Here is a 12,527-nt window from a genome sequence, read left to right as displayed (position 1 = left end):
TACAAAAGCACTATTTACGGTATTTGATACTTTAAATGGTGTTTTTATTATAAAAATAATTGATTTTCAAGTATTGCTTTTTGAATTTTTCGTATTATAATTATAATGTAAAAAGATAGTTTCATTTTCTATAACATCAAAATCGATTTTGCAAACAAACAAGTTTTTAAATAATTTGATTATAAAATTCAAAGGAGCTGATGTTTATGACTTTTTCGGAAGCATTTACTGCAATAAGAGAAGATGGAGGTAAGGCAATGAGATTGCCTAAATGGAACAACGATGTCAGAGTAAGAGTTCAAAATCTTGATGGAACATTATGTAACACACATCCTTATTTATACGTAGAAAGCAGATTCGGCAGAGTACCTTGGATTCCTAATTATGTTGAAATGTTTTCTAAAAATTGGGAAATAGTTTAGTTAATATAGAAAATAGAGGAGTTATTTTTGAATAAATCATTTCTGATCGTTTAAAATAGCTCCTTTTTATATTGAGTTGTAAAAAACATATAAAGTTTATACTTGAATATTAATACAGAACATGATAAAAATAAGCTATAATAAAAAATGGAGGAAATGGAGGCATAATTTCTCTGTTTTTAATGATTGCAGCTTTATTTTTTATATTTGGATTCTTGTATTTTAAACCGCTATATATTTCAAGAAATACAGGCTTTGAAGAAGCAATAAATTATAATTTTCGTTTGTCAAAAGGTAACAAAATAAGAATGTTTGTACCTATATTTTTAATAAGATTGTTGTTTGGAATTATTACGGTAGTAATAACTGATAAATGTTGAATATTTATATAAAGAAGATGATATTAGTTAAATGATCAAAAATAGAAAATGTTGCAGTAATTAGAAGGATAAATGTTTTAAGTATAATTACTGCAATTTTTTTGCAAATATAATCATATCATATTGTCAATTCTTAAAATACAGATTTTTTGAAATAATATTAAATTCTCTACTTGAATATTATTATCCGATATGATAAAAATAGTTATATAAAATTTAACAGGAGAAAAGTTTATGAAAAATTTAAAGGAAATACTTGGAAATAGGTACTTGGGTATACAGGAATATTACAAATTGGCTTTTAAATTAACCGGGAAAATATTTAGAGAAAATAAGATATGGATTTTTGTATTGATATTTGCAGTTTCAATTGATGATATATTTATCTTGCCCGCAGGGCTTAAAAATCTGGAATGGATAAAATCAATATTTTCAACTTTAATTTTAAGTATTTCTTGTATGTTATTTTATAGAAAAGTTATTTATAAAATAGAAGGAAAAGAAAATTCGGAAATAAAAAAAGGATTTTTCAGAGCTGTCATCTGGGGAATAGGTGAAGTAAGTACAATATATTTATTTGTAAATAATTATCTCAAAAATAAAATTCCAAGCACTGTTTTGTTTTTGGCAGGGATAATGTACATAGTTATTTACTTTTCATTTTTATATTTTAAAGTTTTATATATTTCAAGAAATATAGGCTTAAAAGACACTTTGGAATACAGTTTTTATTTAGGTAATGGAAACAAAATGAGAATGTTTTTTCCTTTGTTTTTATTGGAGATGCTTTTTTGGCAAATATATTTATGGCTTGATTTTTTACTGAAAGCATCAGTAGAAAATAAAATATTAATTTTATCGGGAACTTTTGCATTAATAATATTTCAAACGGTATTTAAGATATTGAGTGTAACTTTGAACGATATTATTTATTTGAATGTTGAATATATGGATAGGAAGAAAATCAATAAAACGAGTGATGAAAAATAAGTTCCGAAAAATACCGTAAATTTCCCTCATTTGTGTTAAAAAATAAACGAGGAGGGAAATTTATTTTACAGTATTCTTATATCAAAAATATCAATTAAAAACATATTTCTGTTTTAACGAGTTCAAATTAGTCTTATAAGGCATAAATCCTTCTTTTTGAAGAATTGTAATGATTATCCCCGGATGAATTTCAAGGTCTTTTGAAAATTTGATAATCGAAATTTCGTCAAATCTTTTATTACTTATAAAGTTGTTATATTTTTCTTCAGGAATTAATAAATTTTTTGAAAACAAATTTGATTTCTTTTCCAGAATTTTGGGTTCATCATTTTTATGATTTATAATAATAGAAGCAATTCTTTTTTTGATAACGTTATCTAATTCCTGAAATAAAGAAAACCAGAAAGTATCAGAATATTTTCTTTTATCATTAATAACCAAAATAACTTTATCTTTATTTTGCCATTTTATAATTCCGCTGATTTCACAGTTTTTTAAGTCAGGAAGAAAAACTAAAGCAATGCCGCATTCAGAAAATATTTTCTTTAAAAAAGGAGAAAATACTTCAGGAGATTGTAAAGTCATTTTTTTTATATCTGAAAAATAATTTCTGAGTTTTTTTTCATTAAATTTTTCTACTTGAATATTATTTCCCAGGTTAATAGCAGTTTGAGCCCATGCATTTGAATTTATGACATTTATTTCTCTAATTTTGGAAATTTCTGTTCGGTATCTCACTAAAAAATCTCTTCTTTTTAATACTGAAAGAGAAGAAATTTTAAAATATTTTTGTAATTCTCTGACTTTTTCAATTTCTTTTTTGACAGGTTGAATTAAATTTAATTTAACCCAAAAATTATAATCAAGATTCTTTAGAAGTTTTGTTTCTTCATCGTTCCGAATAAGTTCGCTGATTTCTATTTTTTTTTCAATAAAAGTTTTATTGAGATTAAGCCATAATGAAATTGAAGTTCCGAAAACAGTCGACAGTTTTGATGCCATTTCATCAGTCAAATCAATTTTACCGTTGATAAGAGTACTTACATATTTTCCTGAAGTATCTAAGCGTTTACTCAGTTCATCCTGTGTCATTCCCGTTTCTTCAATTAATTTTTTTATATAGTATCCGGGATGAAAAGTAATAATATCTTTATAAATAATTTTATTCATAATGATTTGACACCTCCAATATTAAAATTATTCTTGTTTCTTTATAAATGATATTGATATCTTTTGTATTTCATTTATTTTGATTATCGTCTAACGGAAGAATTATAAGTCTGAATCCTGAAGTTTTTCCTAAGTATAAGGAATACTCACTTTCTCTTTTTCCTTTTAAAGAATGAAGATTATATATTTTCAGAATATTAATATCATCTAATGTTTCCGAAGAATTAAATAAGTTAATTAAAGAATGTAATTCTTCTGCTACTTTTAAAGGAAGAATCTTTTTAGCTTGTTTAAAGTCTTCACAAATTTTTTTAAGCTTTTTATTTTTATATTCTATTTTTATAGTTTTCCACCGCCCTTTTAAAAATATTACCAAAAAAGTAATATTTTTTATTATAGCAATTTTTTTAATTTTTTTCAACAGATATGAATAAACTCTTAAATATGGTATAATAGTAATAATAAATTTAAGTAATCGGTAAAAAGGAGAAAATATGTATGATATAACTGCGGGAATAGTAGTTTATAATACAAAAAGAGAAGACTTGAAAAAAGCTGTAAGTTCATTTTTGAATACGGATTTAAACGTAAAACTCCGTATTTCGGATAACTCTCCGACTGATAAGTTTTTGCAAGAGTTGGAAGATTTTCTGAAAGAATGTGAAAAAGACTACGGACTTAAAAATATAAAAGATAAAGTCGAATATATATTCAATAACAACAATGGCGGCTACGGTTGGGGTCATAACAAAATAATAGAAAAGTTGACAGACAACCCTGAAAAATCGGCAGAGAGCCGAAAGGGAAAAATGATTTCCAAATATCATTTAATATTAAATCCTGATATTTATTTTGAAAAAGGAACATTGGAAAAGCTATTTGATTATATGGAAAATAATCCCGAAACAGGACAGATTATGCCGAAAGTAATATATCCTGACGGAGAACTGCAGTATTTATGTAAACTTATACCTACTCCCGTAAACCTTGTATTCAGAAGGTTTTTACCGATAAAAAAAATAAAGGAAAAACTGGATTATGATTATGAAATGAAATGGAGCGGTTATGATAAAATAATGGAAGTTCCTATTTTATCAGGCTGTTTTATGTTTTTCAGGACAGAAAAACTGCTTCAGTTAAAAGGCTTTGACGAGAGATATTTTATGTATCTTGAAGACTATGATTTAAGCAGAAGAATGAACGAAATAAGTAAAACCGTGTTTTATCCTTATGCTCAAATAGTTCATAATCATGCAAAAGAGTCGTACAAAAGCCGAAAGATGACTGTAATTCATATAAAATCGGCTATAAAATATTTCAATAAATGGGGCTGGATTTTCGATCGGAAAAGAAAAGAAACAAATAAAAAAATAAAAGAAAAATTTTTTGAAAATAAATAAAGGAAATAAAATGAAAATATTGATAATCCATACGGCTTTTATAGGAGATATAGTCCTTTCTACGCCGTTAATACAAAAAATAAAAGATAAATATCCCGACTCTCAAATAGATTATATGACATTGCCGGGGAATAAAAGCATTATAAGCAATAATCCCAATCTGCATGATATAATAATCTATGATAAAAAGCATAAAGACAAAGGGATAAAAGGATTTTTCAGAATATTGAAAACAGTAAAAAATAACAGATATGATTTGGCGATTATTCCTCACAGATTTATAAGATCCATTCTTTTGGCAAAAATGGCAGGCATAAAAAAGACTGTGGGATTTGATGTGGCAACAGGCTCATTTTTACTCAATGAAAAAAGACATTACGATATGTCGAAACACGAAGTGGAAAGATTGCTTGACTTAATTGATTATAAAGGAGAAAGGGTTCCTCTCGGAATTTATCCTTCAAAAGAAGATAATGACAAAATATGTGGACTTTTAAAAGGAAAAAGTTATAAAAATCTTATTACAATAGCACCGGGAAGTCAAAGACCGGAAAAAATATGGCCGATAAATAAATATGACGAACTTATAAAAAGGCTTTCGGAAAATAAAGAAAATCTTATAGTTATAACAGGTGGAAAAGCCGAAAAAAATCTGGAATTAAAGTCGATCGGCAAAGAAAATACGTTAGATTTAAGAGGAGAAATATCTTTACTCGAATTTGCGGTACTGCTTTCAAAATCAGACATTATAATAAGTAATGACAGTGCTCCCATACATATAGGAAGTGCTTTTGAAAAGCTTTTTGTTATAGGAATTTTCGGACCGGGCAAAAAATCTCTCGGATTTTTCCCATGGACTGAGAAAAGTAATGTTATAGAAGATAATACATTTTTTGAAAATAACATAACAACTGAATACAAAGGAAAACATAAATATTCCAAAGACTATTTTAAAGGAATACCTGAAATAACAGTGGACAGAGTATACGAAGAAGTTGTAAAAAGGCTTGAGGAAAAGGAGAAATAGAAAATGAAATTAAGTATAATAGTTCCTATGTATAACGTTGAGCATTATTTAAGACAGTGTCTGGACAGTATTTATAAACTGGGTAGAATAGAAAAAGAAGTGATACTTGTAAATGACGGCTCTAAAGACGGGACTTTAGAAATAGCAAAAGAATACGGAGAGAAATACAGAGAAATAACAACGGTTATAGATCAGCCTAATAGCGGAGTTTCCGTTACAAGGAACAAAGGATTGGAAAAGGCTCAAGGAGATTATATTTATTTTTTTGACGGAGATGATTTTTTAAATGTAGATATTTTTCAGGAGGAAGTATTAAAACTGTTTTCTGAAAATGGCGAAACCGATATACTTTACGGGAACAGAATACTTTATTTCAACGAAAAAAGGCTTGAAATGACTTATGAAATTCCTCAGGAAATGGAAAATAGAGTTTGGACAGGTCCTGAATATATGATGAGGGCTTTAAAAGAGAAGTTTTGGAACGTACAGGTAGGAGCGGCTATATATAAAAGAGAATTACTGGTCGGTAACAATATTGATTTTCCCGAAAAAAGAATACATGAAGATGAACTTTTTACAATAAAGGTTTTACATGCGGCAAAAAAAGTAAGAGCTGTAAATAAAATTTTCTTTTATTATATGCAAAGAGAAGGCAGTATAATGAAAAGTCCGAGTATAGAACATTCTACAGATGTATTTAAAAATGTCAAAGATTTAATAGAAATATTTAAAGATGAAAAAGATGAAAAACTGAAAGAAGTAATGTTTAACCGAATAAAAAAATACTATCTGGAAACAATGAAATATGCTTTAAGACAGAAAAACAAGGAAGTTTATAAAGAAATACATAAAGAATTTAAAAAAGACTGTAAAAACTATTTCTTCAAAATGAAAAAAACATCTAAAGATATAGAGTTATATTTAATCTGTTATTTTGATAAGATTTATTATCTTGTGAGAAACGGAACGAAAGAATACAGAGATAAAAAACATTATGAAAGAGAAAGAAAAAGACTTGAAAACTCAAAATAATAAAATGTCCGAAAAAGGAGAAATTAAAGTTGAAGTTAAGTATAATAGTACCTGTTTATAATGTTGAAAAATATATCGAAAAATGTTTAAATTCTTTGTGTAATCCGGAAATTGAAAAAGAGATAATAATAGTAAATGACGGATCAACAGACAGTTCACTGAAAATCGTTGAAGAATTTAAGAAAAATCATGATAAAGAAAATATAATAATAATTTCTCAGGAAAATAAAGGACTGTCCGAAGCAAGAAATACAGGATTGAGAAAAGCAAAAGGGGAATATGTTTCTTTTATAGACAGTGATGATTTTGTCTATAAGAAATTATACGAAATTATGGTGAAAGAAGTAATAAAAGACAGGGTAGATTACGGGATAGGAAAATACTCTTACTTTTATGAAAATAAAGATAAAAAAGAATATAATGATAGTGAAATCAAGGATATAATCGACAGTTTTCAATCAAATCCTGTAAAAAAAGGAAAAGAACTTCTGAAAATACTGAAAAAAGAAGATAAATACGGACCTGAAGTTTGGGATGATATTTACAGAAGAGAATTTTTAGTAGAAAATAATTTATTTTTTAAGCCTGACAGATTGCATGAAGATGAGATTTTTACCCTTGAAGTATTTCTAAAAGCTGAAAAAGTAAAATATTATGCTGTACCTTTTTATTGCTATTTACAGCGTGAAAACAGTATAATGAAAACACAGAAAGTTAAAAATTTTACAGATATGCAGAAAAACATATTCGATATGGAAAAATTGCTTCAGGAAGAAAAAAATGATAAAGATATACAAAAAATATTGATTGAAGGGATTCACAGATTTTATAAAATTATAATAAAAAAATCAAAAATGTATCCTGATGAAAATAAAAAGTTTATAGAGGATTATAAAATATTTTCAAAAAAGTACAGAGAGAATAAAATAAAAAATATATTTTTAAGACTGAAAAAAAGTATAAAAAAGAAACTGAAAAAATTTAGTAAAGAAAAATAAAAAGGCGGTTTACTGTGGAAGAAAAAAGAAAAATTCAGGATAAAAAATTATTTTCTTCAAATTCCGATTATTTTAACTTTATCGCTAAAATGAAGAAAAAGCCATGGAAATACATTTATACAGGTATTATACCGAAAAATTTGAGAAAGAAAATAGAAAAAGAAGTCGACTTTTCTCAACAGGAGTATATAAGCGAATGTTGGAAAAAAGAAATAGACGAGTATTTTAAAGGAAATACCGAAAAATTTATTTTGAAGCCGAAAAAGGATTTATCAGGAAAAAAAATAATCTGGCAATATTGGGGGCAAGGTTGGGAATCTGGTAAATTATTACCTGATATAGTGAATCTTTGTTTTCAATCTGTTGAGAAATACAAAGGAGATTACACGGTTATCCGTCTTGATAGTGACACTATTTCCGATTATATTGATTTTCCGGAATTTATTAAGGAAAAAACAGATAAAGGAAAGATAAAATACGTTTTTCTCTCTGATTTATTACGTTTGGCTTTGCTTGATGTATACGGAGGAGTATGGCTTGATGCAACAATTTTATTAACTGATTATTTTTCTGAAAGATTTGAAAAAACTGATTATTTTGTATTTCAGAGGAGTGAAGATGTTCGGGACAGGAAAAAATGGAAAAAATTTAATAACGATTATTTTTCATGGGATAAAAGACAGAAAGTAAAAATGTTGAGTAGCATAATTTTTGCAAAAAAAGGCAATAAAGTTATTCATACTTTACTTGAATTAATGCTTATATACTGGGAAAAATATGAAGAAGTATATCATTATTTTTTCTTTCAGATATTATATGACACAATTGTGTCAAGTTATTTATCCGAATACAAATGTGAAGTAGTTGACGATACTTTACCTCATTTATTAATCGAAAAATTTGAAAACAGATTTTCTAAAAAAGAACTGGACGAAATCTTAAATAAGAGTAAATTACACAAACTTACTTACAATAAAGTTTATAAACCTGACTCTTTTTACAGTTTTTTCAGAGAAAAATTTAAAATATAAAAAGATAAGATAAAATAAAATTTTTTATGGTAAAATTATAAAGTCGGTAAATAAAATTGCCTGAAAGGATTTAAAATGACCGAATCGATAAGTATAATAACTGCATTTTTTGATATAGGCAGAGGAGAATTACCTCAGGATAAAGGATACCCTATTTTTACACACAGAACTACAGAAACATACTTTGAGTATTTTTCCAATTTAGCTGAACTTGAAAATGAGATGATAGTATTTACTTCGGAAGAATATAAAGATAAAATTTTGAAAATAAGAAAAGAAAAATCGACGAAAATAATTATAGTTAATTTGAAGAAAAAATTTCGAAGGCAACTGGAAAAAATAAAAAAGGTTTTGGAAAATGAAGAATTCAGAAAAAAAATAAATAAGGATATGCTTTTAAATATTGAATACTGGTCTCCTGAATATATACTGGTAACGAACTTAAAAACTTTTTTTGTCAATTATGCAATAAGGAAAAAGTTAGTATCAAATAATATTCTTTCATGGATAGATTTCGGATATGTAAGAGATATCGGGACATTAAATAATGTAAAAAACTGGTATTATCCTTTTGATAAAGATAAAATACATTTTTTTACAATAAAGAAAAATTATCCGTTAAAAAAGATAGAAGATGTTTATGACATAATATTTAATAACAAAGTATTTATTATCGGAGGAGCTGTTGCAGGCGGGAAAGAAAAGTGGAAGGAGCTTTACAAACTTCAAAAACAATGTCAGAATGAACTTTTGAAGCAGAATATATCAGATGATGATCAGGGAGTTTACTTTATGTGTCTATTTAAAAACAGAAATCTTTTTAAATTAAATTATCTCGGAAAAGACAATTGGTTTGCCCTTTTCAGAAAATATGACAGAACTTCAAAAATCAATTTGACGGAAAAATTAAAAGACATTTTTGTATAAATATTTATGAATAAGAAGAGAAAATTAATTGCTATAAAGGGAAAGGATGAAAATGGAAAAAATACCGAAAAAACTTCATTATGTATGGATAGGTAACGGAGAAAAACCGGAAGTTTTTTATAAATGTCTTAAGTCGTGGCAAGAAAAGATGCCTGATTATGAAATAGTCGAAATAAATGAGAATAATTTTGATTTGAATTTTCATTTGGAGAAAAACCGATTTTTAAGGGAATGCTATAATAGGAAATTGTGGGCGTATGTAGCTGATTATGCAAGGGTGCATTATTTGTATGAAACAGGCGGAATATATATGGACATTGATATGGAAATCGTAAAAGATTTTTCGGAATTAACGGGAAATGATAAAATAGACTTTTTTACCGGATTTGAAAGTGATGACGGAATAGGAATGGGACTTTTCGGAGTTTCACCTCAAAGTAAATTTTTAAAAGAGATAATGGATTTTTATGAAGATGAAATATGGAAAAGCTCTTTATTTACAATACCTCAAGTTACAAAGCACATATTAAAATCCAAATTTTCATATGATTTATCGAAAAAAGAAGTAAAAGACGATAAGAACGGGATATATATTTATCCTAAAGAAAGTTTTTATCCGTTTTTACCTCATGAAAAGTTCAGTGAAAGCATGATAACAGATAAAACATATGCTATACACTGGTGGAATCACTCGTGGAAAGGAAGCAAACCTTTTTTGTTTTTAAAAACAAAACATTTAAAAGGGATAAAAAAATATCTGAAAAAGTTGGGGATATATTTTCAGATAATAAGAGATGATTTGAGAAATATGAAATAAACTAAAACGAGGAGTATCCTATGAAATTGTCAGTAGGGATAATAACATTCAACGAAGAAAACAGGATAGGAAAAACACTGGATTCAGTCAGCGATATAGCCGATGAAATAATAATCGTGGACAGTGAAAGTACAGACAGAACAGCTGATATTGCAGAAAGTAAAGGGGCAAAAGTTTTTGTCGAAAAATGGAAAGGCTACGGACCTCAAAAAAATTCAGTGTTGGAAAAGTGCAACGGAGAATGGATATTATTAATAGATGCCGATGAAGTAATATCAAAACAGTTAAAAGAAAAGATAAAATCAATAATAAATGATACTGCAGGAAAAATTTCGGACATATATAAAATAAAGCTGAGAAATATCTGTTTCGGAAAAGAAATTAAGCACGGCGGCTGGGATGATTATGTAATAAGACTTTGGAAAAGAGGTAAAGTAAAAATAAGTGACAGAGAAGTACACGAGCAGTATATGACCGACGGGCATAAAGTCGAAAAAATAAATGAACTTATTATACATTACACTTATGATAATATAGAGCAGTTTCTGGAAAAGCTGAACAGATATACTTCCCAAAGTGCCGAGCAGTATATAAAAGAACATAAAAAAGCCGGGATTTTAAAAATATATTTTAAAATGCTGTACAGATTTATAAAAATGTATATATTGCAATTAGGTTTTTTAGACGGTTACGAAGGATATTTGCTGGCAAAGTACAGTTCCGTTTATACAATGACAAAATACACAAAACTGAGAGAAAAGTATTTTCAGAATTTGGGAAATAATACTTCGCTGATTGTAACGACATACAACTGGCCCAAAGCTTTGGAGGTGTGTATGGAAAGTGTTTTAAGACAGACAGTAATCCCGAAAGAAATAATAATAGCCGATGACGGGTCCAAACAGGAAACGGCAGATTTGATAAAAAAAATGCAGAAAAGCAATCCGAATATAAAAATAATTCATTCGTGGCAGGAAGACAAAGGATTCAGGCTTTCCATGTCAAGAAACAAAGCAATAAGTAAAGCAACCGGAGAATATATAATAATTATAGACGGAGATTTACTGCTTGAACGGCATTTTATTCAGGATCACATTGAAAATAAGGAAAAAGGATATTTTATCCAAGGGTCGAGAGTAATAATGTCCGAAGATAAATCAAAAGAAATATTTAAAGGGAAATTGCCTGAAATCCCATTTGCATTAACAGAGAAAGGATTTAAAAATAAAGCAAATATGATAAGAAACACTTTACTTTCAAAAATGTTTGTGAAAAAAGATAAAAAGCTGAGCGGTATAAGAGGATGCAATATGTCATTTTTCAAAGAAGATTTGGTAAAAGTAAACGGATTTGAGGAAGAAATACAGGGCTGGGGAAGAGAGGACAGCGAAATAGCAGTAAGACTTTTTAACAACGGTATAGGTAAAAAAAGACTCAAATTTAAAGCTTTGACTTATCATATATATCATAATGAAAATGACAGAAGTAAACTTAAAGAAAATGATGAATTTTTGGAAAAAGTCATAAAGAGCGGTAAAAAAAGAGCCGGGAAAGGATTGGACAGTCATGAAAGAAGTTAGTCTGGTAATTACAAGTTGTGGAAGATTTGATTTACTTGAAAGAACATTGGACAGTTTTTTTGAAAAAAATACTTATCCGATAAAAAAAGTAATAATAACCGAAGACAGCACCGAAGGAAATAAATTGAAAAAACTGGTTTCAAAATATAAAAATCAAAATTTTGATCTTATAATAAATGAAACAAGACTGGGGCAGTTGAAATGTATAGACAAAGCATATAAAAAAGTAGATACGGAATATGTGTTTCATTGTGAGGATGACTGGCTGTTTTTAAAAGAAGGATTTATAGAAAAGTCTCTCGAAGTAATAGAAGACAATCCTAAAATAGCCATAGTGGGACTTAGACCGAGAGAAGACTGTACGGAGATACCTCTTTGCGATGAACCTTATTTTTCCAAGAGCGGAGTGGAATTTTTTGAAATAAGAGATCATGTTTTCACATATAATCCGGGGCTTAGAAGAAAAGATGTGTGTGATTTGTTCGGTTCTCATGAAAAACTCGAGGGGACACTTTGGGAAGATGAACTTTGTAAATTTTATAAAGAAAGAGGATACAGAATGGTATCTTTTGCAGAACGTTATGTAGAACATATAGGAAATAAAAGACATGTTCATTTCAGCAAAAGAGGAAAAAACAGCGTTTTGGATTTTAAAATTGACAGAATGATAAAAAAAATAAGATATAATTTATTAAAAATGTTCGGGAAAATAAAATAAAATTATTTTTAGTAATAGAAAATTACTAAGAAAGG

14 protein-coding genes are annotated in these 12,527 nt (G+C 27.8%); 12 read left to right on the top strand and 2 right to left on the bottom strand.

What is annotated here, in order from left to right:
* The first annotated feature begins 206 nt into the window (after positions 1-206).
* The 3 genes from FVE72_RS10925 to FVE72_RS10915 all read left to right on the top strand — a co-directional run bounded on the left by FVE72_RS10925 (position 207) and on the right by FVE72_RS10915 (position 1,792).
* On the top strand, positions 207-422 hold the full coding sequence (locus FVE72_RS10925; protein WP_026738342.1) for a Thoeris anti-defense Tad2 family protein: 216 nt from the start codon (positions 207-209) through the stop codon (positions 420-422).
* Between the two features lie 182 nt (positions 423-604).
* The gene (locus FVE72_RS10920; RefSeq protein WP_026738341.1) at positions 605-802 is read left to right on the top strand and encodes a hypothetical protein; all 198 of its coding nucleotides are present in this window, start codon (positions 605-607) and stop codon (positions 800-802) included.
* 234 nt (positions 803-1,036) lie between these two features.
* Entirely contained in the window at positions 1,037-1,792 is a 756-nt protein-coding gene (locus FVE72_RS10915) for a hypothetical protein (protein WP_026738340.1), read from the top strand.
* 90 nt (positions 1,793-1,882) lie between these two features.
* Here the strand turns inward: FVE72_RS10915 and FVE72_RS10910 are convergent, their stop codons facing one another.
* Both FVE72_RS10910 and FVE72_RS10905 read right to left on the bottom strand, forming a co-directional pair.
* Positions 1,883-2,962, bottom strand: a complete 1,080-nt coding sequence (locus FVE72_RS10910) for a helix-turn-helix transcriptional regulator (protein ID WP_026738339.1) — start codon at positions 2,960-2,962, stop codon at positions 1,883-1,885.
* A gap of 70 nt (positions 2,963-3,032) precedes the next feature.
* Positions 3,033-3,383, bottom strand: coding sequence for a type II toxin-antitoxin system RelE/ParE family toxin (locus FVE72_RS10905; RefSeq protein ID WP_051411800.1), 351 nt, complete (start codon positions 3,381-3,383; stop codon positions 3,033-3,035).
* A 73-nt stretch (positions 3,384-3,456) separates the two neighbouring features.
* Here FVE72_RS10905 and FVE72_RS10900 point away from each other — a divergent pair, with 73 nt between their 5' ends.
* The 9 genes from FVE72_RS10900 (at position 3,457) to FVE72_RS10860 (ending at position 12,492) form a co-directional block, all read left to right on the top strand.
* Positions 3,457-4,362 (top strand): glycosyltransferase, encoded by a 906-nt coding sequence (locus tag FVE72_RS10900; RefSeq protein ID WP_026738338.1) that lies wholly within the window; start codon positions 3,457-3,459, stop codon positions 4,360-4,362.
* 10 nt (positions 4,363-4,372) lie between these two features.
* On the top strand, positions 4,373-5,389 hold the full coding sequence (locus FVE72_RS10895; RefSeq protein WP_026738337.1) for a glycosyltransferase family 9 protein: 1,017 nt from the start codon (positions 4,373-4,375) through the stop codon (positions 5,387-5,389).
* A gap of 3 nt (positions 5,390-5,392) precedes the next feature.
* Positions 5,393-6,421, top strand: a complete 1,029-nt coding sequence (locus tag FVE72_RS10890) for a glycosyltransferase (RefSeq protein ID WP_051411799.1) — start codon at positions 5,393-5,395, stop codon at positions 6,419-6,421.
* Between the two features lie 29 nt (positions 6,422-6,450).
* Complete coding sequence (locus FVE72_RS10885) at positions 6,451-7,419, top strand: glycosyltransferase (protein WP_051411798.1); 969 nt, start codon at positions 6,451-6,453, stop codon at positions 7,417-7,419.
* A 14-nt stretch (positions 7,420-7,433) separates the two neighbouring features.
* Positions 7,434-8,450, top strand: coding sequence for a capsular polysaccharide synthesis protein (locus FVE72_RS10880; protein ID WP_026738336.1), 1,017 nt, complete (start codon positions 7,434-7,436; stop codon positions 8,448-8,450).
* Between the two features lie 75 nt (positions 8,451-8,525).
* Positions 8,526-9,377 (top strand): WlaTC/HtrL family glycosyltransferase, encoded by an 852-nt coding sequence (locus FVE72_RS10875; RefSeq protein WP_026738335.1) that lies wholly within the window; start codon positions 8,526-8,528, stop codon positions 9,375-9,377.
* 52 nt (positions 9,378-9,429) lie between these two features.
* Positions 9,430-10,194: a glycosyltransferase gene (locus FVE72_RS10870; RefSeq protein WP_026738334.1), complete on the top strand. Its 765-nt coding sequence runs from the start codon at positions 9,430-9,432 to the stop codon at positions 10,192-10,194.
* Positions 10,195-10,214: 20 nt separating this feature from the next.
* Positions 10,215-11,774, top strand: coding sequence for a glycosyltransferase family 2 protein (locus tag FVE72_RS10865; RefSeq protein ID WP_026738333.1), 1,560 nt, complete (start codon positions 10,215-10,217; stop codon positions 11,772-11,774).
* Positions 11,761-12,492 (top strand): glycosyltransferase, encoded by a 732-nt coding sequence (locus tag FVE72_RS10860; protein ID WP_026738332.1) that lies wholly within the window; start codon positions 11,761-11,763, stop codon positions 12,490-12,492. The genes FVE72_RS10865 and FVE72_RS10860 overlap by 14 nt, the downstream gene beginning before the upstream one ends.
* The last annotated feature ends 35 nt before the right edge of the window (positions 12,493-12,527 follow it).

Source organism: Pseudoleptotrichia goodfellowii (assembly GCF_007990505.1).
Taxonomy (GTDB): Bacteria; Fusobacteriota; Fusobacteriia; order Fusobacteriales; family Leptotrichiaceae; genus Pseudoleptotrichia; species Pseudoleptotrichia goodfellowii.
Note: the sequence above shows the minus strand (reverse complement) of the source record. Positions and strands in the feature narration are given on the sequence as shown.

Excerpts from the sequence above, each read along its gene's own strand:
- FVE72_RS10925 (WP_026738342.1), top strand. The coding sequence starts at position 207 with ATGACTTTTTCGGAAGCATTTACTGCAATAAGAGAAGATGGAGGTAAG.
- FVE72_RS10920 (WP_026738341.1), top strand. The coding sequence starts at position 605 with ATGATTGCAGCTTTATTTTTTATATTTGGATTCTTGTATTTTAAACCG.
- FVE72_RS10915 (WP_026738340.1), top strand. The coding sequence starts at position 1,037 with ATGAAAAATTTAAAGGAAATACTTGGAAATAGGTACTTGGGTATACAG.
- FVE72_RS10910 (WP_026738339.1), bottom strand. The coding sequence starts at position 2,962 with ATGAATAAAATTATTTATAAAGATATTATTACTTTTCATCCCGGATAC.
- FVE72_RS10900 (WP_026738338.1), top strand. The coding sequence starts at position 3,457 with ATGTATGATATAACTGCGGGAATAGTAGTTTATAATACAAAAAGAGAA.
- FVE72_RS10895 (WP_026738337.1), top strand. The coding sequence starts at position 4,373 with ATGAAAATATTGATAATCCATACGGCTTTTATAGGAGATATAGTCCTT.
- FVE72_RS10890 (WP_051411799.1), top strand. The coding sequence starts at position 5,393 with ATGAAATTAAGTATAATAGTTCCTATGTATAACGTTGAGCATTATTTA.
- FVE72_RS10875 (WP_026738335.1), top strand. The coding sequence starts at position 8,526 with ATGACCGAATCGATAAGTATAATAACTGCATTTTTTGATATAGGCAGA.
- FVE72_RS10870 (WP_026738334.1), top strand. The coding sequence starts at position 9,430 with ATGGAAAAAATACCGAAAAAACTTCATTATGTATGGATAGGTAACGGA.
- FVE72_RS10865 (WP_026738333.1), top strand. The coding sequence starts at position 10,215 with ATGAAATTGTCAGTAGGGATAATAACATTCAACGAAGAAAACAGGATA.
- FVE72_RS10860 (WP_026738332.1), top strand. The coding sequence starts at position 11,761 with ATGAAAGAAGTTAGTCTGGTAATTACAAGTTGTGGAAGATTTGATTTA.